Below are 20978 nucleotides of genomic sequence, written 5' to 3'. Positions count from 1 at the left end.
CCACGTGGAACAGATCCAACCCGTTGTTACTCGCTGGGTTTCCTCAGCTTGGGGTTAGGGAAAAACTGGACTGGCTGCACATTTGGCTTGGCCGCCTTGGGTGCAGCGTGATTGACCCGAGTGATCAATTCGGAAGGTATCGACTGTCCTTGGGCGTTGAGGGTATCGCTGTACCCACAGGCCACGCACTCGCGGTGTGGAACATCGTCCACACTCCACATCTTCAATTTGTCGGGTTCGCTGCACGCCGGGCAGACGGCCCCGGCGATGAAGCGTTTAGGGGTGATGCTCATGCCGCAACATCCTCGCTCAAGCCGCAATGACGCAGCAGCGCGTCTATGGACGGCTCGCGACCGCGGAAGTCGACGAACAGGACCATCGGCGCCTGTGAGCCACCTCGGGCCAGGATTGCCTCGCGGAACGCGCGACCGGTTTCGGCATTGAGTACACCTTCTTCCTCGAAGCGCGAGAAAGCGTCGGCCGATAGCACTTCGGCCCATTTGTAACTGTAATAGCCCGCCGCATAGCCACCCGCAAAGATATGCGCAAAGCTGTTGGGGAAGCGGTTGTAAGCCGGCGGGCGCATCACCGAGACTTCGTCGCGGACGCCTTCGAGCACTTGCAGGGCATCGCGGCCATCGCCATGGGTGGCATGCATCTCGAAGTCGAACAGGGAGAATTCGATCTGCCGAACCATCATAAGGCCCGATTGGAAGTTCTTCGCTGCGAGCATTTTTTCAAGCAGGTCCTGCGGCAGCGCCTCACCGTTCTCGTAGTGCGCCGAGATCAGCGCCAAGCCTTCAGGCTCCCAGCACCAGTTCTCCATGAACTGGCTCGGCAATTCCACCGCATCCCAGGCGACGCCATTGATGCCCGAGACCCCGGCATGATCGACGCGCGTCAGAAGGTGGTGCAGACCGTGGCCGAACTCGTGGAACAGGGTGGTCACTTCATCGTGGGTCAGCAGCGCCGGCTTGCCCGCATCGGCGGGAGTGAAGTTGCACACCAGATTGGCCACCGGGCTCTGCAGCACCCCGTCGGCGGTGCGACGACGGTCGCGCGCACCGTCCATCCAGGCACCACCCCGCTTGTTGGCGCGAGCGTACAGGTCGAAGAAGAAGCGCCCGACGTGCTGGCCGTTTTCCTTGATCTCGAACAAGCGAACATCCGGGTGCCAGGTGTCGAAGCCTTTCTGCTCGGCGATCTCGATGCCATAGAGGCGCTGCACAATGTTGAACAGGCCGCCGAGCACCTTGTCGATCGGAAAATAGGCGCGCAAGGCCTCCTGGGAGACGCTGTAACGCTGTTCACGAAGTTTCTCGCCATAGAAGCCGCTGTCCCAGCTCTGCAGGTCGGCGCAGCCCTGTTCGGCCGCATAGGCGCGCAGCTGTTGCAGATCCTGGGTGGCGAACGGCTTGCTGCGCTGAGCCAGGTCGCGCAGGAAAGTCAGCACCTGGTCGCTGGATTCGGCCATCTTGGTCGCCAGGCTCAGCTCGGCAAAATTGGCAAACCCCAACAGCTGAGCCAACTCCTGACGCAGGTCGAGGATCTCGTCCATGACCGGGCCATTGTCGTTCTGCCCGGCATTCGGCCCCTGGTCGGAAGCGCGGGTGCAGTAGGCCCCGTACACTTCTTCACGCAGGGCACGGTCATGGGCGTAGGTCATCACCGCGTAGTAGCTGGGAAACTCCAGACTGATCAGCCAGCCGTCCAGCCCTTTGGCCTGGGCGGCCACGGCCATTTGCGCCTTGGCCGATTCGGTCAGGCCGATCAGCAAGGTCTCATCGGTAACGTGCTTGCTCCAGGCCTGGGTGGCATCCAGCAATTGGTTGGAAAAGCGGCTGCCCAGTTCAGACAGCTTGCTCTGCACCTCGGCGTAGCGCTTTTGCTGCTCAGGAGGCAGGTCGATGCCGGACAGGCGGAAATCCCGCAGCGAATGCTCCAGAATAGTTTTCTGGGCGATGTCGAATTGCTCGGCTTCGGGGCTGCTGGCCAATGCCTCGAAGGCCTGGAACAAAGCGCGGTTCTGCCCCATTTCAGTGGAGTAGGCGCTCAGGGCAGGAAGACAAGCTTCATAGGCTTCGCGCAGCTCGGCGCTGTTGCACACGGCATTGAGGTGGCTGACCGGGCTCCAGGCAGCGCCGAGACGGTCATTGAGCTCGTCCATGGCCAGTACCAGGCCGACCCAGGTCGGTTGCGCGCCCTGGCTTTCCAGCAGGCGAGCGATGGCCGCACGGTTGTCGGCCAGGATCTGTTCAATGGCAGGTTGCACGTGCTCGGCACGGATCGCCGAGAACGGCGGCAGGTCATAGGACTGCAAAAGCGGGTTATTCGCGCTCACGGTTAACACCTTGGCTGGAAGAAACACTCGGACATCTTAATTACAATCGACTCTGACCGCAGCTATCAGTGCCAATGAGGAAAACTATTGTGGCAATTCGCAGCTTCCAACAACACACCCCTCTGCTCGCCGAGCGCGCGTTCGTCGACCGCTCGGCGGTGGTCATCGGCGATGTGGAAATCGGTGCCGACAGTTCGGTCTGGCCGATGGCGGTGATCCGCGGCGACATGCACCGCATCCGGATCGGCGCGCGCACCAGCGTGCAGGATGCCAGCGTGCTGCACATCACCCATGCCGGGCCATTCCACCCGGAAGGCTTCCCCTTGCTGATCGGCGACGACGTGACCATCGGCCACAAGGTCATGCTCCATGGCTGCACCCTCGGCAGCCGCATTTTGGTGGGCATGGGCAGCACGGTGATGGACGGGGCCGTGGTGGAGGACGAAGTGATCATTGGCGCCGGCAGCCTCGTGCCTCCCGGCAAACGTTTGTCGAGCGGATTTCTTTATGTGGGCAGCCCGGTGAAACAGGCGCGACCACTGACCGACAAGGAACGCAACTTTTTTACCTATACTGCCGGCAACTACGTCAAGCTCAAGGACCAGCACCAGGCTGCTGGCTTCGACCAAGGAAAGGACTGAGCCGTGCATCATCAAAATATTCTGTTCGACCTGGACGGCACCCTTACCGATCCGCGCGCGGGCATCACCCGATCGATCCAGTATGCCCTCGGCAAGATGGGCATCCACGAACCCGACTTGTCCAAGCTGGAGCATTTCATCGGGCCGCCACTGCTGGAAGCTTTCATGCAGGCTTATGGCTTCGACGAGACCAAGGCGCGTCAGGCGCTGAACTTTTACCGTGAGCGATTCAAGGTGACGGGGCTCTACGAGAACGAGGTGTTCGAGGGCGTGATCGAGCTTCTGGACGTGTTGCAGCAACAGGGGCGGCATCTGTACATCGCCACCTCTAAACCTTGGGAATTCGCCCGCGAAATTGCCCGGCATTTCGATTTTTCCCGGCACTTCAAGATGATCTACGGCAGCGAAATGGACGGTACTCGCACCAACAAGGTCGAACTGATCCGCCACCTGCTGGACGAGGAGGGCCTTGAGCCGGCGCAGACATTGATGATCGGCGACCGCAAACACGACCTGATCGGTGCGCGTCTCAATGGGCTGGATTGCGTAGCGGTGGGCTACGGGTTTGGCGACCGTGACGAATTGATGGGAGAAACGCCGACCTGGCATTTCGACACGGTAGCGCAGCTCCGGTCGGCGTTTTTGCTGGCCCTCTGATGGGCGCTCCTACGGTGCCATGAGTCGGTTCAACGTCGCATGGCGCTCATCCACCGGTAAGTGCCCCAGTCGCTCGACTTCTGCGAAAAACTGCGGCCAGTCCCCACCCACCTGCTTGAATACTGCCGCAAACGCTGGCACCCACTGGTCATAAAGCCCGAACGGCAGCAGCTTGGCATTGTTCATGGGTAAGTTCATCCAGTTGTCGAAGAGGCCCACGCCGTGCCACTGCTGGTCGCGCAGGGCACGGTACTCTCTGCGCATGTGCTCGAACTCGGCCTGCTTGGCGATGCGCATGGCCTCCGGCGCCAAAGGCTGGCGGTAGAGCTTCTGCAGGCGGTCCCGGGTGGCAAGCACCAAGCGCGTGAACTGGTCGGCCTGGCGCGTGAACCCCGCGTCGGCAGGCGATAACCCTCTGGCCACACGCCACTCGCGCGTTCCTTCCTGCTCGACGAAATTGGCGTAGGACTCGTTGAACTGCGAGTCATCCTTCACGTAGAAACGTTGATGGGCCAGCTCATGGAAAATCAGCGTGGCCAGGCGCTCGTCACCCCAGTGCAGCATCGAGCTGATGATCGGGTCGTCGAACCAGCCCAGGGTTGAATAAGCCTCGACTCCGCCGACGTACACGTCCATGCCTTGCAATTTTTGCAGCGCCGCCGCGCCGCGAGCGCCGGACTGGCTGTAATACCCGCGATAGGCCACGCAGCCGGCGATCGGGAAACAATGCAGCTGCGGATCGAGGGAAAACTCTCCGGTGGCGAACACGTTCCACACCACATAAGGCCGGCCGATGTCGGCATACAGCCGATAACTGCGGTTATCCGGCAGGTGCAGATGTTCGGTGGCAAAGGTCCGGGCCGCTTGCGATTGCCGCAAATGCTCGCGCAGAGCGGCCGGCTGGCCCGGGTCCGCAATCACTTCGGCCACCGGGCGACGAGCATGGAGCAGGCTCAGTTGCCCCTCCGCCAACTGGCCGTAGTAACTCACCGTGGAGCAACCGTTGAGCAGCAAACCGGCGACAACGGGAACCAAGATTGCTTTCACGCGGTCGAGTGCCCCGTGGCTTTCGCGCCATACCCGAATAATTCGAATCAACGTATTCAAGGAATTTTCCATGCGTGGACGACAGTCGATCGGCGCCTTGATGAGCCTGGCCAGCGCCTTGGCCTTGGCTGGGTGCGCCGGCATGCCCAAACCGGACCCGAAACAGGCGTGGATCGATCTGCGCGTCGGTCAGGATAGGTCATTGCACGCCGTTGAGGTGGATGAGCACGCCTGGAGGGATCAGCGCTACTTCGAGGTCGCCCCCGGCCGCCACGAACTGACCGTACGCTTCCAGTTTCCAGTGGCCGCCAGCAACATCGGCCCGGATGCTGCGCCGCTGTGGCGCGATTGCCAAATGAATCTTGTCTTCAAGGATTTCGGTGCCGGCCAGCGCTATCAGCTGGAGGCGGGCAGCACTGGCTTCAGGCCTTGGGCCCGGCTGTATGACGAACAGCGCAAGCTGGTAGGCAAGGGACAACCGGCGGGCTGCCAACCGGCCTGAATGGATGGCATGATGGCGCTATTGTCTTGTCCGATCGGAGCCCTGCATGCGCCGCTTGTTTGCCTTGTCTGTTGTCTGTGTGGGGCTGAGCCTTCAAGGCTGCATGTCACCGATGCCGGCGCCCGATCCACAGATGGCCTGGATAGAGCTGACCATGGTCAGCGGCAAGGTCATCATGGCTGAACGGCTGGACGGGGTGAACTGGGCCGATGGCCGCTACTTCCAGGTCAAGCCTGGGGCGCACGACCTGATGGTGCGTTTCGATTTCGAGATCTACGGGGGCGTCGGCGGGCCGTTCAACCTTTGGGACGACGAACGTCTCTGCTATTTGAACGTGCGCTATGACAGCTTCAAGGCGGGCGAGCATTATCGCCTGCAAGCGCGCAGTCTGGGGCTACAGCCAATGGCATGGCTGTATGACAGTCACGGGCAGAAAGTGGCCGAAGACAGCGAAATCCACTGCATGCCTTAACGGTCATTCTTCTGATAGATGATTTTCTGCCGACCGTAATCGCAACTGCCCACGACCATGTTCGGGTCATGGACATCATCGTTCTTGACGATTTCCAGCGTATAGGACGTGACCGCTCGGGCTTGAATCTTTGCCTCGATCTCGCCTTTCAATTCTTCACAGCTTTTCGGTGCAGCCCAGACGGCAGATGCAGCAGCACAGCACAGCACGGCAACGACGAACCTGTTCATGACAACCTCGCAACGACCCCCGCGCCCCAGTGCAGGGGCGGCGGGCCGGGTGCATCAGCTTTCCAGGGTGGCGGAAAGGGTGATGTTGGCGCCCTTGAGCACTTTGGATACAGGACAACCTTCTTTGGCGGCTTTGGACAGCTCATCGAACTGCTGCTGGGTGGCTCCAGGAATCTTCGCCGCGAGGATCAAGTGCACAGCGGTGATTTCGAAGCCTTCGCCTACTTTGTCCAGGGTCACTTCGGCCGTGGTGCGGATTTCGTCGGCCGTCAGCCCAGCGCCCCCCAGAATCATCGAGAACGCCATGGAAAAGCAGCCAGCATGGGCCGCGCCGATCAGTTCTTCAGGGTTGGTCCCCGGGCCGCCTTCAAAACGGGCCTTGAAGCCGTAAGGTGCGTCCTTGAGCACGCCGGTCTCGGTGGAAATGCTGCCGATGCCCGATTTGAGATCGCCTTTCCAGACGGCAGATGCGGTCTTTTTCATACAATATCTCCTGTGGTATTGGCGCAGAATCGCGCGAGTCGGATCTCTGCCAAGAGACCATCAAGTCTGATGGGTACAAGGCGGCTTAAGTTCAGACAAGCGCGCACTCATTACAGCGTAGCTATTGAATCTTGCGCATGTGCCCATACTCACAGTAATGCGCGGGGAGGCGTAAGGTCGGTCGTGACGTATTGTGACTGGCACAACGAAAGTGGAGGTTGGACACAGCTCATGAAACGACTGGCAGACATCAAGATTTCGGCCCTGGACCTGGTCCCTGTTCGCGCCGACAAGGGCCCGGCGCAATCATTGCGAAACTCGCTGGACCTGGCACAACACGTGGAGCGCCTCGGCTACAACCGCTTCTGGGTGGCCGAGCACCACAACATGGACGGTATCGCCAGCTCCGCGACTTCAGTGTTGCTGGGGTATCTGGCCGGGGGCACCTCGACCATCCGCGTCGGCTCCGGCGGTATCATGCTGCCCAACCATGCGCCGCTGGTGATTGCCGAACAGTTCGGCACCCTGGCCAGCTTGTACCCTGGCCGCATCGATTTGGGCCTGGGCCGTGCACCCGGCTCTGATCAGATGACAGCCCGTGCTTTGCGTCGCGAGCGCTCCGGCAGTGCGGACGACTTCCCGGACGATGTCGAGGAACTGGCTGAATACCTCGGCCCACGCTTCCCGGAACAGAAAGTCATCGCCGTGCCCGGCAGCGACACCAACGTACCGATCTGGCTGCTGGGCTCCAGTTTGTTCAGCGCGCAACTGGCAGGCATGCGCGGTCTGCCGTATGCGTTCGCTTCACACTTCGCACCGCGTTTGATGCACGAAGCGGTGCGCGTCTACCGCAATCATTTCCGCCCATCCACAGTGCTCGAAGCGCCCTACGTCATGCTCGGGGTGCCTTTGGTTGCCGCTGACACCGATGCGCGAGCCGAGTACCTGGCCACCTCGGTGTACCAGCGGATTCTCAACCTGATGCGCGGGCAAAGCTTGATGCAGCAGCCTCCCGTGGAGACCATGGAGGGGCGCTGGCTGCCCCATGAAAAAGAAGCGGTCGCCAGCTTCCTCGGCCTGGCCATGGTCGGCAGTGGCGAAAAGATCAAGGCCAAGCTGGAAGTCCTGGTCGAGCAGACCCAGGCCGACGAGCTGATTTTTACCTGCGACCTGTACGAGCACGCGGACCGCCTGCGCTCCTACGAAATCCTCGCCCAGAGTGTCTTGGGCAACGGCCTTCGGTAAATCCCAGGCGAAAAAAAACCGACCGCTTTGAGCTGTCGGTTTTTCATCCCACGCACGCATCAACCGCGCTTGTAGACAATGTCCTTGCTGCCAGCCTCACAGGTGCCCACCACCTTGGCATCGGCTGCGCTGCCCTTGTCGACTACCTCCAGCGAATAACCCGACGCCCCCTTGGCTTTGATTTTCGCATCGATTTCGCTTTTCAGATCACTGCAGGGTTTTCCCGCAGCCATCACCGAACCTGCCATCGCCAACAAGCTCACCGCCAACAAAACTTTTTTCATCGGTCACATTCCTTGGTTGATCGAACACAAAAAAGGCACATTTCCGCTGTCGGGTCATGCGCCTGGACTGTTTGTAACGCAATGGCAGCGAAACGGCTAGTGGCCGTCAGTGCCAGTTACACATCAACTGTTCGCGATGCGAAATCCGACATTGATCGTGACCTGGAAATGCGCAACTTTGCCACCTTCGATGTGGCCGCGAGTCTCGAGCACTTCGAACCATTCCAAGTGCTTGATGGTCTTGCTGGCTTCGCCCAGGGCGTTGTTGATGGCGTCTTCGATAGTGGTCGATGAAGAACCCACCAGCTCGACTTTCTTGTAGGTGTGATGATCAGACATAAAGATCTCCTTGAGGTGATGGCAGCTCATGGGCTGCTTACATCTGTGGGGTTTTAGCGGGCAAAAGTTCACCTCGACCGCACTTTCTCCCCGCGGTGCAGTCGGAAGTTACACACGCTACTCACCCTGAAGGAGAGACACCCATGGCCAGCAACTCCCTACGCAAAGCCTCGCTGCAAAGTATGGAATCGGAAATCGAGAGCCTGTTGCGCTCGCTGGAAAGCTTGAAGGGCGATGCGACGGATGAGTCCTTGAAAACCCTCAAGGCCCTCAAAGGCAATGCGGAGAGTGCACTGAAGCATTCGCGCAGCCTGTTGAGCGATCTGTACGACGACGTCAAGGTCAAGACCCGCGAAACCAGCATCGCCACCCGCGACTATGCACAAGAGCACCCTTGGACCACCGCCAGCGTCGCTGTCGGCGCCCTTGGTCTGCTGGCTGCTTACCTGCTGGCCAAGCGCGACTGATGTCACGCCGGGACCTGACGTGACAGCTCATCCTTGAGCCATCGCGCCAGTTGCGCCGCGCGCCCATCCGAGGCGCGCCGCGGCACCCACAGCGCCAGGCGCGCCGGGGTTTCACTGAACCCCCAGGGTGCGGCGAGCCGGCCCGCTCGCAGGTCATCACTGACCAGCGGCTGCGGTGCGATTGCCACGCCCAGGCCCGCCACGGCGGCCTCCAGCAAATAATACAAATGCTCGAAACCCTGGCCGTATTTCAACGTGTCGGGTGACAGGCCATTGTGCTGTGCCCAACTGGGCCAGGCCTGGGGCCGCGAGCTTGTATACAACAAGGGTTCGCGGGCGAGGGCGGCGACAGGCTGACCCTGCAGCCGCTCGAAGCCTTCATGCAAGGGGCTGAGCACAGGGCCGATATGTTCACTGGCCAGCTCGTGCACCCACATGTCAGCGGGCCAGGGCGGTTCGGCGAACACCAGCAGTGCGTCCAGTCCAGGGCGACGGGGATCAAGGTCGCCTTCTCCTGCGGACAAGTGCAGGCGCAGGTCGGGCAAATCGGCATTCAGGCGGCCCAGGCGCGGAATGAGCCAGCGCGCCAGCAGACTGCCCGAGCAGCCAAGCACGAAAGGCGCGTCCTCTCCCAACTGGCTGACCTCGGCGCACACACCACGCAAACGCTCGAAGACCTCGCTGGAGACGTCGCGCAACCGCGTACCGGCATCTGTGAGTTTAAGGCCACGTCCATCCTTGCTGAACAAGGCCACCCCGAGATGCTCCTCCAGGACCTTGAGCTGCCGGCTGACGGCCCCATGTGTGACGTGCAGGCTTTGCGCAGCGACACTGACGCTGTTGAGGCGGGCAGCGGCTTCGAAAGCGCGCAAGGCATTGAGGGGAGGAAGATCGCGGCTCATGGTATATGTGAGTTTTCCTGACAGGTTTAGGCAATCTTATCGGTTTTCATCAAGGCTTGTCGTGAGTACAGTAGCCCCATCGCCACCCCATTCGAGTGCCGGGTGCTGGCCCAACCCCTTTACTGGAGCAACCCATGACCCAGACTCAATTTCGCAGCGGCCCCGACGCTAATGGCCTATTTGGCGCGTTCGGTGGACGCTACGTCGCTGAAACCCTGATGCCACTGGTTCTGGACCTGGCGCGCGAATACGAAGCCGCCAAGCAGGACCCCGAATTCCTCGAGCTACTGGCCTATTTCCAGCGCGACTACATCGGCCGTCCGAACCCGCTGTACTTCGCCGAGCGCCTGACCGAGCACTGCGGCGGCGCCAAGATCTACTTCAAGCGCGAAGAGCTCAACCATACTGGCGCCCACAAGGTGAACAACTGCATCGGCCAGGTGCTGCTGGCCAAGCGCATGGGCAAGAAGCGCCTGATCGCGGAAACCGGCGCCGGCATGCATGGCGTAGCCACCGCCACCGTGGCGGCCCGTTTCGGCCTGCCGTGCGTGATCTACATGGGCGCCACCGACATCGAGCGCCAACAGGCCAACGTGTTCCGCATGAAGCTGCTGGGCGCGGAGATAGTCCCGGTCACCGCCGGCACCGGCACCCTGAAGGATGCCATGAACGAGGCACTGCGTGACTGGGTCACCAACGTCGACGATACCTTCTACCTGATCGGTACCGTGGCCGGCCCGCACCCATACCCGGCGATGGTTCGCGACTTCCAGTCGATCATCGGCAAGGAAACCCGCGAGCAGTTGCAGGAGAAGGAAGGCCGCCTGCCGGACAGTCTGGTGGCTTGCGTCGGCGGTGGTTCGAATGCCATGGGCCTGTTTCACCCGTTCCTCGATGATGCCAGCGTGCAGATCATCGGCGTCGAGGCGGGCGGTCACGGTGTCACCACCGACAAGCATGCGGCGAGCCTGAATGGTGGGGTGCCGGGCGTACTGCACGGCAATCGCACCTACCTGTTGCAGGACAGCGACGGCCAGATCACCGACGCGCACTCGATCTCCGCCGGTCTCGACTACCCGGGTATCGGGCCGGAACACGCCTGGTTGCATGAGGTGAAGCGGGTGGAATATGTCAGCATCACCGACGACGAAGCCCTGGCCGCCTTCCACAGCACCTGCCGCCTGGAAGGCATTATCCCGGCGCTGGAAACCGCTCACGCCCTGGCTGAAGCCATCAAGCGCGCGCCCACGCTGCCCAGCGATCACTTGATGGTGGTATGCCTGTCCGGTCGTGGTGACAAGGACATGCAAACCGTGATGAGCCACATGGCCTCCCTCGACACACCTACCCAGGAGACGCTGGCATGAGCCGCCTCGAACAACGCTTTGCCGACCTGAAGGCCGAAGGCCGCGCTGCCCTGGTGACGTTCGTCACGGCCGGCGACCCTGGCTACGAAGCCTCGCTGGCGATCCTCAAGGGCCTGCCTGCGGCCGGTGCCGACGTGATCGAACTGGGCATGCCCTTCACCGATCCGATGGCCGATGGCGTGGCCATTCAACTGGCTACCCTGCGTGCCTTGCACGCCGGCCAGACCCTGGCCAAGACCCTGAAAATGGTCCGCGAATTTCGCTTGGATAATAGCACCACGCCCATCGTGCTCATGGGTTACTACAACCCGATCCACCGTTTCGGCGTCGAGGCCTTTGTGGCCGAAGCCAAGGAAGCGGGCGTGGACGGCTTGATCATCGTCGACCTGCCACCCGAGCACGATGCCGAACTGGCCACCCCGGCCCAGGCCGCCGGCATCGACTTCATTCGCCTGACCACGCCGACCACCGACGACACACGCCTGCCCAAGGTGCTGGAGCGCAGTTCGGGCTTTGTGTACTACGTGTCCGTGGCCGGCGTGACCGGTGCCGGCTCGGCCACCGCCGAGCACGTCACCAGCGCGCTGGAGCGCTTGCGCCGCCATACACATCTGCCCATCAGCGTCGGCTTCGGCATCCGCACCCCGGAACAGGCTGCTGCCATCGCTCGTCTGGCCGAAGGCGTAGTCGTCGGCTCGGCCCTGGTGGACAAAATCGCCAAGGCCCAGCACCACGACCAGGCCGTGGACGATGTCTTGACCTTGTGCAGCCAATTGGCTCAAGGCGTGCGTCAGGCCCGTGTCAAGCAAGGGTAAAGTTCCTGATACAAAGGAATTCAGCAACGAATTCAGTGACTAAAGCAGCAAGACCAAGGAGGATCGATACTGCGTGTCGATCCTCCGCTTCGTTTTGTATCCATCCAAGGAACTGAAGATGAAATTGCCAAAATCGCTGATCGCCGGTGTCGGTATTCTGATGGTCGGCGTGACCCCTTTGCTGCAAGCAGCACCTGGGCCGGACGATCAAAATCAGGGCCGGGGTGGTGACCAGCACATGCAGCAAGGTGGCCCTGGTGGCCAGAACGGCGGAGGCCACAACGATAACCGTGGCCAAGGCAATAACGGCAATAACGGCAATAACGGCGGCGGCCATCAAGCCAATCGTGGCGGTGGGCGTCCACCTCAGGACTTCGGCCCCGTGCGCCAGATGATCCAGCAAAATCGCGACAGTTTCGCCCGTGGCAACCCGCCACCGCCTAACATCCGCCTCGAACGTGGCCGCCCACTGCCACGTGGCTACGGACGTCCCCTCGACGCCCGTGCTCTGCAGCACATGCCACGGTATGACGGATACCAATGGCGCCGTGTCGGTTCCGATGTAGTTCTGGTGGCCGTAGGCAGCGGCCTGGTCTACGAGATTCTGGATAACGTGTTGAACTGAGTCTGATCGCAACACTGCGTTGCGCCCGCGTTGGGCGCAACGCATCATTCGAATATCGACAACTTCAACGGCCGCACCGCCCCCATCCAGATCGCATGATCCCGGTGGTCCGCCAATTCGTTGCCCGTCAACGGATGCATGAACACCACCAACCCCCGCCGATTCATCGCCAGCCATGGCAACACCTCCCTGATCAGCTCCGAGCCGAACGCCAACTGGCAACTCCAATCCGGATGCGGCCCTACGGTCTTTTCGTGCACACGGCCCATCTGCAATGGGAACAGACGCGCAGCTTCTTCACACAGGCTGCGGGCCTGGGCGAGGGTGTCGGCGTTGAAGTAGACATGGGCGTGGTAGCCGCGGATGGCTGTCATTGGATCAGTCCAGAAGTGAAGTTGCGCCTATTGTAGGAGCGGACCCCGCAGATTGCTCCTCCATCACCCACCGCAAGAACCGCTCGACCATCGCCCCCCGCCGTTTACGCTGCGGTACCACCACGTAATATCCCATCGCCGACGCTGCCGATTCGGCAATAGGCCGACACAACAACTGCTGCTCCAGCAACTCGTCCACCAGGTGCCGCCAGCCGATGGCCACGCCTTGCCCGGCGATGGCGGCCTGAATCAGCAGGGTGTAGTTATCGAAGCGCAGTTGGCCCGGGGCCGGGGCGTTGGGCAGGTGCAAGGCGCGGAAGAGGGCAGTCCAGTCGAACCAATGGCTGCTGTTCTCGCCGCGCAGGTGCAGCAACGGCAGGGTCAACAGCGCGCTGGCCGAAAGGGGGCAGGTCCGGTTCAGCAGGCGCGGGCTGCACACCGGGAAGACTTCCTCGCCGAAAAGAAAATGGCTTTCGCCCTGCTTGAAGCGTCCGTCGCCAAACAGCACCGCGATGTCGATATCCGGGCGCAACATGGCGTGGCTGCGCTCGCTGGTGACCAGGCTGACATCCACCTGCGGATGAGCCTGGTGGAAGCGATGCAGCCTGGGCATCAGCCAATAGGCGGCGAAGGCGAAGTCCGTGGCGACCTGTATCACTTCGTGCTGGGATTGCGCCGCGACGCTGGCCAGGCCTTGATCAATGCCTTGCAGGCCTGCACTGACTGCGTCGAATAGCACCGCGCCGGCCTCAGTAAGCTCGATGCCACGGTAAATACGATCAAACAGCCGGGTCGCCAACTGCTCCTCCAGCCGTTTGATCTGCTGGCTGATGGCGGGCTGGGTGGTCCCCTGCTCATTAGCGGCCGCCGTGAAGCTGCGCAGGCGCGCGGCCGACTCGAAAGCCCGCAGCAGATCCAGCGAAAGCGACCCCAGACTTTCATACATAAGCACACCTTATCCTAGCCATTGCCGCCCATGGGCTTTACCAGAATACCCATGGGTTACATTCTGATCGTCAGCAATGTCGCATAAATTTTCACTATGGAACGCCGCGATTACATGAAGCGCAAGAACATTCTCTTCATCATGGCCGATCAGATGGCCGCGCCCATGCTGCCTTTCTATGCTCCGTCACCGCTCAAGCTGCCCAACTTGAGCCGGCTGGCGGCAGAAGGGGTGGTGTTCGATTCCGCCTATTGCAACAGCCCGCTGTGCGCGCCGTCGCGTTTCACCCTGGTCAGCGGCCAATTGCCGAGCAAGATTGGCGCTTACGACAACGCTGCGGACTTTCCTGCGGATGTTCCGACTTACGCCCATTACCTGCGGCGGCTGGGCTATCGCACGGCCCTGTCCGGAAAAATGCACTTCTGCGGTCCGGATCAGTTGCACGGCTATGAGGAGCGTCTGACCAGCGACATTTACCCGGCCGATTACGGCTGGGCCGTGAATTGGGACGAGCCGGACGTGCGGCCGAGTTGGTATCACAACATGTCATCGGTGCTGCAAGCCGGCCCTTGCGTGCGCACTAACCAGCTGGATTTCGATGAGGAAGTGGTGTTCAAGGCCCAACAGTATCTGTTCGACCATATCCGCGAGGAGGGCGATCAGCCGTTCTGCTTGACGGTTTCGATGACTCACCCTCACGACCCTTACACCATTCCCAAGCCGTTCTGGGACTTGTACCACGACGACGAGATCCCGCTGCCGCAGAATGTACCGGCCCAGGCCGAGCAAGACCCTCACTCCCAACGGCTGCTCAAGGTCTACGACCTGTGGGACAAGCCGTTGCCCGAAACGAAGATCCGTGACGCCCGCCGGGCCTATTTCGGCGCTTGCAGCTACATCGACAGCAACGTCGGCAAACTGCTGCAAACCCTGGAAGACACCGGGTTGGCCGACGACACCATCATCGTGTTCTCCGGCGACCACGGCGACATGCTGGGCGAGCGTGGGCTGTGGTACAAAATGCATTGGTTCGAGATGTCCGCGCGGGTACCACTGCTGGTCTGCGCGCCTGGCCAGTTCAGCGCGGGGCGGGTCAGCGCTTCGGTGTCCACAGCCGACCTGTTGCCGACGCTGGTGGAGCTGGCCGGCGGTCAGGTCGATCCGCAGTTGCCCCTCGACGGTCGCTCGCTGGTGGGCCATCTGCTGGGCCACGGCGGCCATGACGAGGTGTTTGGCGAGTACATGGCCGAGGGCACCGTGGGGCCGCTGATGATGATTCGTCGTGGTCCCTGGAAATTCATCTACAGCGAGGATGATCCTTGTCTGATGTTCAACCTGCAGGACGATCCGCTGGAGCGCAGCAACCTGAGCCAGGTGTCGGAGTATGCCGAGGTATTCTCGGCCTTTCTCGACGAGGCCCGGGCCAAATGGAACGTCGCGCAGATCCGCGATCAGGTCCTCGCCAGCCAGCGCCGCCGGCGCTTGGTGTTCGACGCCCTGACCTGCGGCAAGCTGAAGAGCTGGGACCACCAGCCACTGGTGGATGCCAGTCAGCAATATATGCGCAACCATATCGACCTCGACGATCTGGAGCGCAAGGCACGTTATCCACAACCCTGCCAATAACTTGAAAGACTGGGGAAGTTCACATGAAGGCTCCACTTAAGCTAGGCATCACGTTGGTTGCAGTGACATGGACCATGGCCAGCATGACGGCGATGGCCGACGAGGCCAGTTGCAGCACGGTGAAAATGGCCGATCCCGGTTGGAGCGACATCGCCGCCACCAATGCGCTGACCACCTTCGTGCTCGAAGGCATGGGCTACCAGACCAAGGTCGACACTCTGGCCGTGCCCATTGCCTACGGCGGCCTCAAGGATGGCAAGGTGGATGTCTTCCTCGGCAACTGGATGCCGGCGCAGCAGGGCTTCCACGACAAGTTCGTCAGCACCGGCGATGTCGTGCAGCTGGCGAAGAACCTCGACGGTACCGAGTTCACCCTGGCGGTCCCGCGCTACGTTTACGACGCCGGTGTGCATAGTTTCGCCGACCTGAACAAGTACGCCGACAAGTTCGACAAGAAGATCTACGGCATTGGTGCCGGCGCGCCGGCCAACCAGTCGATCAGCGACATCATCAAGAAAAACCAGTTTGACCTGGGGCAATGGAAGTTGGTGGAGTCCAGCGAACAGGCGATGCTCTCGGAAGTGGCCAGAGCAGTGAAGAAAAACGCCTTCGTGGTGTTCCTGGGCTGGACCCCGCACCCGATGAACGTACAGTTCAAGATGAACTACCTCACCGGTGGCGAGGCCTACTTTGGTGACACCGGCAGCGTGTACACACTGACCCGCAAGGACTATGCACAGAGCTGCCCGAACGTGACCAACCTGAGCTTCACCCAGGACATGGAGAACGGCATCATGGCCGAAGTGGCCGACAAGAAGGTCACCAATGCCGTGGCGGCCAAGGCCTGGTTGAAAGCCAACCCGGTCGTGCTGGACAAGTGGCTGGACGGGGTCAAGACCTTGGATGGCCAGGATGCGTTGGGGGCAGTGAAGGCAAAGTTGTAAGGCGCACTCCGCCGACTTTCAAGAGCAGGGCTTGCCCGCGATGGCCGTCATGCAGATAACCTGCAGCACCGCGTCGTTTCTATCGCGGGCTGGCCCTGCTCCCATCGGTTGGGGTCCAGACTCCAGACTCATTGAATATCCGCCATCGAGCCCCGCATGCCCAGGCTGACCCGCCAACAGCTGTTTCCCTTCCTCGCCTGGCTACCCCGGCAAACCCGCAGCAGCATCGGCCGCGACCTCATCGTCGGCCTGAGCGGTGCCATCCTGGCCCTGCCGCAATCCATCGCCTACGCCCTGATCGCCGGCCTGCCCGCCGAGTACGGCCTGTACGCGGCCATTGTGCCGGTGCTGGTCGCCTGTCTGTTCGGCTCTTCCTGGCACCTGATTTGTGGCCCTACGGCGGCCATCTCCATCGTTCTATACGCCAGCATCAGCCCCTTGGCTGTGCCAGGCAGTCAGGATTACATCAGCCTCATCCTGTTGCTGACCTTCCTCTGCGGCATCTTCCAGTGGTTATTGGGCATGCTGCGCTTCGGCGCCCTGGTCAATTTCGTTTCCCACTCGGTGGTGCTGGGCTTCACCCTCGGTGCCGCCGTGGTCATCGCTATCGGCCAACTGCCGAATCTGCTGGGGCTCGACCTGCCGGCGCAAAGCACCGCACTGAAAAGCCTGGTGGTACTGCTGGGGCAACTAGGCCAAAGCAATATGCCCTCGCTGATACTGGGTGGCTCGACCTTGCTGCTGGGCTTGTTGCTCAAGGCCGTCATACCGCGCTGGCCAACCTTGCTGATCAGTCTGGTGGCGGTCTCGGCCGTGGCCTGGGGCTGCCCGGCACTGTTCGGCGAGGTGCCCAGAGTGCAGGCGTTTGTCGGCCGCCTGCCGCCGGTGACGGCGTTGCCACTGGACCTGGACCTGGTGCTGCGGCTGCTGCCAAGCGCTGTCGCAGTAGGCATGCTGGGGCTGGTGACCAGTCTGTCCATCGCACGTTCTCTGTCGGCGCGCTCACAGCAGATGCTAGACGCCAATCAGGAAGTTCGCGGCCAAGGCGTTTCCAACATCGTCGGCGCGTTCTTCTCCGGCTCGCTGTCGGCGGGGTCCTTCACACGCTCCGGGCTGAGTTATGAGGCCGGCGCCTGCTCACCCCTGGCCGGGATCTTTTCAGCGCTGTGGGTGGCCCTGTTCGCCCTGTGCGGGGCCAGCCTGATTGCGCAGATCCCGCTGCCGGTCATGGCCGGCAGCATTCTGGTGATCAGTTGGGGCCTGGTGGACCGGCGCGGCATTGCCGCACTGTTACGGGTCAGCCGCTCGGAGTTCGTGGTGATGGCGCTGACGTGTCTGGCCACGCTGCTGCTGGAGCTGCAGACGGCCATTTACGCAGGGGTGCTGGCATCGCTGTTCTTCTACCTCAAACGCACATCACAGCCACGGGTGCAGACCTGGCGGGATGGCTCGGTGGAGGTCATGCGCGTTGGCGGCTCGATCTTCTTCGGCGCCAGCCATTACCTGCAGCAACGTTTGCAGCGGCTGACCGGCAGTGAGGTCATGATCGAGGCACAGCAGATCAATTTCATCGACTACTCGGGCGTTGAAATGCTGCATCAGGAAGCGCGCCGTCTGCGGGGGCTGGGCGGCGGCTTGACCTTGCGCCAGGCCAAGCCTCAAGTGGTCGACGAGCTGCGCAAACTGGAAGGCGCCGACCACTGCCCCATCGCCTTTATCGACTAGCTGGCCGCCATCTGCTCACGGAGCGTTTTCAGCACCGGCGCGGTGTCAGGTCGCACGCCGCGCCAGAATTCAAAGGCTACGGCTGCCTGCTCCACCAACATGCCGAAGCCATCCAGGGCTACGGCAGCGCCATGCTCCAGCGCCCACTGCATGAAGGGTGTCGGCTCCTTGCCGTACATCATGTCGTAGCATACGGTGTGACCCGCCTGAATCAGGCTGGACGCGATGGGTGGCAGATCACCCGCCAGGCTCGCGGACGTGGCGTTGATGATCACGTCCACCGGCTCGGTCAACCAATCGAAACCGGCAGCCGCCACCGGGCCGAGTTCGGCGAAGGCCTGAGCCAGCAGTTCAGCTTTGTCCACGGTGCGGTTGGCGATCACCAGGGACACCGGTTGCTGTTCGAGCAATGGCTCCAGTACACCGCGCACCGCACCACCCGCGCCGAGCAGCAGGATGCGCTGGCCCTTGAGCGTGACGCCACAATTGATGGTCAGGTCGCGCACCAGGCCTTCGCCGTCGCTGTTGTCGCCCAGCAGGGTACCGTCCGCCAGCTTGCTCAACAGGTTGACCGCCCCGGCGCGCTGGGCTCGCTCGGTCAGGCGGTCGGCCAGGCGGTAGGCGTCTTCCTTGAATGGCAGGGTCACGTTCGCACCCAGGCCGCTGGTAAAAAAGCCCAGGGCGCAGTTGTCGAAATCTTCCAGCGGCGCCAGCAACGAGGTGTAGGTCAGCTGCTCGCCGGTCTGCTCGGCAAACAGGCGGTGGATGGCCGGGGATTTGCTGTGACCAATCGGGTTACCGAATACAACGTAACTGTCCATTCAAGGCGGTTCCAGGGTGAGGGCAGGGGTTCTTGTTATTGCTCGCGGGCCAGGCCAAGCCAGTCGCGGTCCTGCAGATAGTACTCGGTCAAGCGCGCTTCTTCGCTACCGGGCACCGGCTGCCAGTCGTAGCCCCAGCGTACATGAGGCGGCAGGGACATAAGAATCGACTCGGTGCGGCCGCCCGATTGCAGGCCGAACAGGGTGCCACGGTCATAGACCAGGTTGAACTCCACGTAACGGCCGCGGCGAAACGCCTGGAACTCCCTTTGCGCCGCTGTCCATGGCATGGCCTTGCGCCGCTGCACGATCGGCAGGTAAGCGTCGATGAAGGCATTACCGATGGCACGCATGAACGCGAAGCTGGTGTCGAAATCCCACTCGTTGAGGTCATCGAAGAACAGACCGCCGATGCCGCGAGGTTCACCACGGTGCTTGAGGTGAAAGTAACGGTCGCACCACGCCTTGTAGCGCGGGTAGACATCGGCGCCGAACGGCGCGCAGGCCTGCTCGGCCACTCGGTGCCAGTGCACGCAGTCTTCTTCGCTGGCGTAATAAGGCGTCAGGTCGAAGCCACCGCCAAACCACCAGACCGCTTCTTCGCCTTCCTTCTCGGCAATGAAGAACCGCACGTTGGCGTGCGACGTCGGCACATGGGGGTTGTTGGGGTGAATGACCAGTGACACGCCCAGCGCCTCGAAACCACGGCCGGCCAGCTCCGGCCGGTGGGCGCTGGCCGAGGGCGGCAGGCCGCTGCCGAAGACATGGGAAAAGTTGACCCCGCCTTTTTCGATCAACTGCCCGCTTTCGATCACCCGCGTGCGCCCACCGCCTCCGGCAGGACGCTCCCAGGCATCCTCGACGAAGCGGGCACTGCCGTCTTCGTTCTCCAGCGCCAGGCAGATACGTTCTTGCAGGTCGAGCAAATAGGCTTTCACGGCCTCGGTGCGGGTACTCATCGGGTCACCTTCGAAACGGCAGAAACAGTTGCGGCCCGGCCGGGTCAACAGCCTGGGGGGCAAATTCGGCGCACAGCATAACACCCGTGCCCGCGGGTCTACAGTTGACGCCGAGCAAGCAAAGGCGTCCGATAGACCCTTTCAACGAACCGACCCTAGGAGATTGCAGATGGCAAAGCGTATCCAGTTCAGCAAGAACGGTGGCCCGGAGGTGCTTGAGTACGTTGACCACACGCCGGCCGAGCCCGGACCGCAACAAGTCCGCGTGAGCAACAAGGCCATTGGCCTGAACTATATCGATACCTATTTTCGTGGTGGCCTTTACCCGGTTCCGGCACTGCCGTCGGGCCTGGGCACCGAGGCGGCCGGGGTGGTGGATGCCATCGGCAGCGAAGTGACCGGCTTCAAGGTCGGTGATCGCGTGGCCTATGCCGGCGGACCGCTGGGCGCCTACAGCGAACTGCATGTCTTGCCGGCCGCGTCGCTGGTTCACCTGCCCGGCTCTGTCAGCTTCGAGCAGGCGGCTGCGGTAATGCTCAAGGGCTTGACCGTACAGTACCTGTTCCGGCAGACCTACGAGCTGCAGCCCGACGAGATCGTGCTGTTCCACGCGGCAGCTGGCGGCGTCGGCTCCATTGCCTGCCAATGGGCGCGGGCTTTGGGGGTTCGGCTGATCGGTACGGTCAGTTCGGCCGAGAAAGCCGCCCGAGCCAAGCAACTCGGGGCGTGGGAAACCATCGACTACAGCCATGAAGATGTGGCCAAGCGCGTGCTGGAACTGACGGGCGGCAAGAAATGCCCGGTGGTCTATGACGGCGTCGGCAAGGACACCTGGGAGACGTCCCTCGACTGCGTCGAACCTCGCGGCTTGCTGGTGAGCTTCGGCAACGCATCCGGGGCCGTGAGTGGCGTCAACCTGGGCATTCTCTCGCAGAAAGGCTCGCTGTACGTCACCCGGCCGACCCTGGCCACCTATGCGGTAGGGCCGGCCTTGCAAGCCATGGCGGATGAGCTGTTCGAACTGATCGCCAGCGGCAAGCTGGTGGTGGACATCAGCCAGCGTTACCCACTGGCCGAAGCGGCCAAGGCACAGACCGAGCTATCGGCCCGGCGGACCATGGGGTCTACCATTCTTTTGCCATAAACACTCGCGCGCTCCTGCGGGG

At 61.8% G+C, this 20978-nt stretch carries 25 protein-coding genes; 13 read left to right on the top strand and 12 right to left on the bottom strand.

What is annotated here, in order from left to right; all coding sequences use genetic code 11:
* Window positions 1-26: 26 nt before the first annotated feature.
* Both HB675_RS09925 and prlC read right to left on the bottom strand, forming a co-directional pair.
* A complete protein-coding gene (locus tag HB675_RS09925) occupies window positions 27-293 on the bottom strand; it encodes a YheV family putative zinc ribbon protein (protein WP_213878129.1) in 267 nt (88 codons plus the stop codon).
* Window positions 290-2341, bottom strand: a complete 2052-nt coding sequence (prlC, locus tag HB675_RS09920) for an oligopeptidase A (protein WP_213878128.1) — start codon at window positions 2339-2341, stop codon at window positions 290-292. The genes HB675_RS09925 and prlC overlap by 4 nt, the downstream gene beginning before the upstream one ends.
* An 89-nt stretch (window positions 2342-2430) precedes the next feature.
* Here prlC and HB675_RS09915 point away from each other — a divergent pair, with 89 nt between their 5' ends.
* Window positions 2431-2982: a gamma carbonic anhydrase family protein gene (locus tag HB675_RS09915; RefSeq protein WP_213878127.1), complete on the top strand. Its 552-nt coding sequence runs from the start codon at window positions 2431-2433 to the stop codon at window positions 2980-2982.
* Window positions 2983-2985: 3 nt separating this feature from the next.
* Window positions 2986-3639 carry an HAD hydrolase-like protein gene (locus tag HB675_RS09910; protein WP_213878126.1) on the top strand — a complete coding sequence of 218 codons (654 nt, stop codon included), beginning with the start codon at window positions 2986-2988 and terminating at the stop codon, window positions 3637-3639.
* A gap of 9 nt (window positions 3640-3648) precedes the next feature.
* Here HB675_RS09910 and HB675_RS09905 read toward each other — a convergent pair whose 3' ends face one another.
* Window positions 3649-4728, bottom strand: a complete 1080-nt coding sequence (locus HB675_RS09905; protein ID WP_345945761.1) for an aminopeptidase — start codon at window positions 4726-4728, stop codon at window positions 3649-3651.
* 28 nt (window positions 4729-4756) lie between these two features.
* Between HB675_RS09905 and HB675_RS09900 the strand changes: the two genes are divergently transcribed.
* Both HB675_RS09900 and HB675_RS09895 read left to right on the top strand, forming a co-directional pair.
* The gene (locus HB675_RS09900) at window positions 4757-5188 is read left to right on the top strand and encodes a hypothetical protein (protein WP_256737509.1); all 432 of its coding nucleotides are present in this window, start codon (window positions 4757-4759) and stop codon (window positions 5186-5188) included.
* Window positions 5189-5234: 46 nt separating this feature from the next.
* Window positions 5235-5660, top strand: a complete 426-nt coding sequence (locus HB675_RS09895) for a hypothetical protein (protein ID WP_213878124.1) — start codon at window positions 5235-5237, stop codon at window positions 5658-5660.
* Here HB675_RS09895 and HB675_RS09890 read toward each other — a convergent pair.
* Both HB675_RS09890 and HB675_RS09885 read right to left on the bottom strand, forming a co-directional pair.
* Window positions 5657-5890 (bottom strand): DUF1161 domain-containing protein, encoded by a 234-nt coding sequence (locus tag HB675_RS09890; RefSeq protein ID WP_213878123.1) that lies wholly within the window; start codon window positions 5888-5890, stop codon window positions 5657-5659. The genes HB675_RS09895 and HB675_RS09890 overlap by 4 nt on opposite strands.
* Window positions 5891-5944: 54 nt before the next feature.
* On the bottom strand, window positions 5945-6373 hold the full coding sequence (locus HB675_RS09885; RefSeq protein ID WP_213878122.1) for an OsmC family protein: 429 nt from the start codon (window positions 6371-6373) through the stop codon (window positions 5945-5947).
* Window positions 6374-6604: 231 nt separating this feature from the next.
* Between HB675_RS09885 and HB675_RS09880 the strand changes: the two genes are divergently transcribed.
* Window positions 6605-7618 (top strand): LLM class flavin-dependent oxidoreductase, encoded by a 1014-nt coding sequence (locus HB675_RS09880; protein WP_213878121.1) that lies wholly within the window; start codon window positions 6605-6607, stop codon window positions 7616-7618.
* Between the two features lie 59 nt (window positions 7619-7677).
* Here HB675_RS09880 and HB675_RS09875 read toward each other — a convergent pair whose 3' ends face one another.
* Together HB675_RS09875 and HB675_RS09870 are read right to left on the bottom strand one after the other, a co-directional pair.
* Window positions 7678-7902, bottom strand: a complete 225-nt coding sequence (locus HB675_RS09875) for a DUF1161 domain-containing protein (protein WP_213878120.1) — start codon at window positions 7900-7902, stop codon at window positions 7678-7680.
* A gap of 123 nt (window positions 7903-8025) precedes the next feature.
* Window positions 8026-8241: a dodecin gene (locus HB675_RS09870; RefSeq protein ID WP_213878119.1), complete on the bottom strand. Its 216-nt coding sequence runs from the start codon at window positions 8239-8241 to the stop codon at window positions 8026-8028.
* Between the two features lie 143 nt (window positions 8242-8384).
* On the opposite strand from HB675_RS09870, the gene HB675_RS09865 reads away from it, so the two are divergent.
* A complete protein-coding gene (locus HB675_RS09865) occupies window positions 8385-8708 on the top strand; it encodes a DUF883 family protein (protein WP_213878118.1) in 324 nt (107 codons plus the stop codon).
* Window positions 8709-8710: 2 nt separating this feature from the next.
* Here HB675_RS09865 and HB675_RS09860 read toward each other — a convergent pair whose 3' ends face one another.
* Entirely contained in the window at window positions 8711-9610 is a 900-nt protein-coding gene (locus HB675_RS09860; protein WP_213878117.1) for a LysR family transcriptional regulator, read from the bottom strand.
* A gap of 134 nt (window positions 9611-9744) precedes the next feature.
* Between HB675_RS09860 and trpB the strand changes: the two genes are divergently transcribed.
* The 3 genes from trpB to HB675_RS09845 all read left to right on the top strand — a co-directional run bounded on the left by trpB (window position 9745) and on the right by HB675_RS09845 (window position 12417).
* The gene (gene trpB, locus HB675_RS09855) at window positions 9745-10977 is read left to right on the top strand and encodes a tryptophan synthase subunit beta (protein ID WP_213878116.1); all 1233 of its coding nucleotides are present in this window, start codon (window positions 9745-9747) and stop codon (window positions 10975-10977) included.
* Window positions 10974-11792 carry a tryptophan synthase subunit alpha gene (trpA, locus tag HB675_RS09850; RefSeq protein ID WP_213878115.1) on the top strand — a complete coding sequence of 273 codons (819 nt, stop codon included), beginning with the start codon at window positions 10974-10976 and terminating at the stop codon, window positions 11790-11792. Before trpB ends, trpA begins: the two co-directional genes overlap by 4 nt.
* Before the next feature lie 118 nt (window positions 11793-11910).
* On the top strand, window positions 11911-12417 hold the full coding sequence (locus HB675_RS09845; RefSeq protein ID WP_213878114.1) for an anti-virulence regulator CigR family protein: 507 nt from the start codon (window positions 11911-11913) through the stop codon (window positions 12415-12417).
* A 44-nt stretch (window positions 12418-12461) separates the two neighbouring features.
* Here the strand turns inward: HB675_RS09845 and HB675_RS09840 are convergent, their stop codons facing one another.
* On the bottom strand, window positions 12462-12791 hold the full coding sequence (locus tag HB675_RS09840) for a DOPA 4,5-dioxygenase family protein (protein ID WP_213878113.1): 330 nt from the start codon (window positions 12789-12791) through the stop codon (window positions 12462-12464).
* A 4-nt stretch (window positions 12792-12795) separates the two neighbouring features.
* A complete protein-coding gene (locus HB675_RS09835; RefSeq protein WP_213878112.1) occupies window positions 12796-13737 on the bottom strand; it encodes a LysR family transcriptional regulator in 942 nt (313 codons plus the stop codon).
* 114 nt (window positions 13738-13851) lie between these two features.
* On the opposite strand from HB675_RS09835, the gene betC reads away from it, so the two are divergent.
* From betC to HB675_RS09820, 3 genes are all read left to right on the top strand, one after another.
* The gene (gene betC, locus HB675_RS09830; protein ID WP_213878111.1) at window positions 13852-15363 is read left to right on the top strand and encodes a choline-sulfatase; all 1512 of its coding nucleotides are present in this window, start codon (window positions 13852-13854) and stop codon (window positions 15361-15363) included.
* Window positions 15364-15437: 74 nt separating this feature from the next.
* Window positions 15438-16307: a choline ABC transporter substrate-binding protein gene (gene choX, locus HB675_RS09825; RefSeq protein WP_213878313.1), complete on the top strand. Its 870-nt coding sequence runs from the start codon at window positions 15438-15440 to the stop codon at window positions 16305-16307.
* Window positions 16308-16463: 156 nt separating this feature from the next.
* On the top strand, window positions 16464-18032 hold the full coding sequence (locus HB675_RS09820) for a SulP family inorganic anion transporter (protein WP_213878110.1): 1569 nt from the start codon (window positions 16464-16466) through the stop codon (window positions 18030-18032).
* Here HB675_RS09820 and aroE read toward each other — a convergent pair.
* Together aroE and hemF are read right to left on the bottom strand one after the other, a co-directional pair.
* Window positions 18029-18853: a shikimate dehydrogenase gene (aroE, locus tag HB675_RS09815; protein WP_213878109.1), complete on the bottom strand. Its 825-nt coding sequence runs from the start codon at window positions 18851-18853 to the stop codon at window positions 18029-18031. The genes HB675_RS09820 and aroE overlap by 4 nt on opposite strands.
* A 35-nt stretch (window positions 18854-18888) precedes the next feature.
* Window positions 18889-19812: an oxygen-dependent coproporphyrinogen oxidase gene (gene hemF / locus HB675_RS09810; protein WP_213878108.1), complete on the bottom strand. Its 924-nt coding sequence runs from the start codon at window positions 19810-19812 to the stop codon at window positions 18889-18891.
* A gap of 169 nt (window positions 19813-19981) precedes the next feature.
* Between hemF and HB675_RS09805 the strand changes: the two genes are divergently transcribed.
* On the top strand, window positions 19982-20956 hold the full coding sequence (locus tag HB675_RS09805) for an NADPH:quinone reductase (protein ID WP_213878107.1): 975 nt from the start codon (window positions 19982-19984) through the stop codon (window positions 20954-20956).
* Window positions 20957-20978 lie beyond the last annotated feature (22 nt).

It is taken from the genome of Pseudomonas sp. dw_358 (genome assembly GCF_018449655.1).
In the GTDB taxonomy this organism is placed as follows: Bacteria; Pseudomonadota; Gammaproteobacteria; order Pseudomonadales; family Pseudomonadaceae; genus Aquipseudomonas.
Note: the sequence above shows the minus strand (reverse complement) of the source record. Positions and strands in the feature narration are given on the sequence as shown.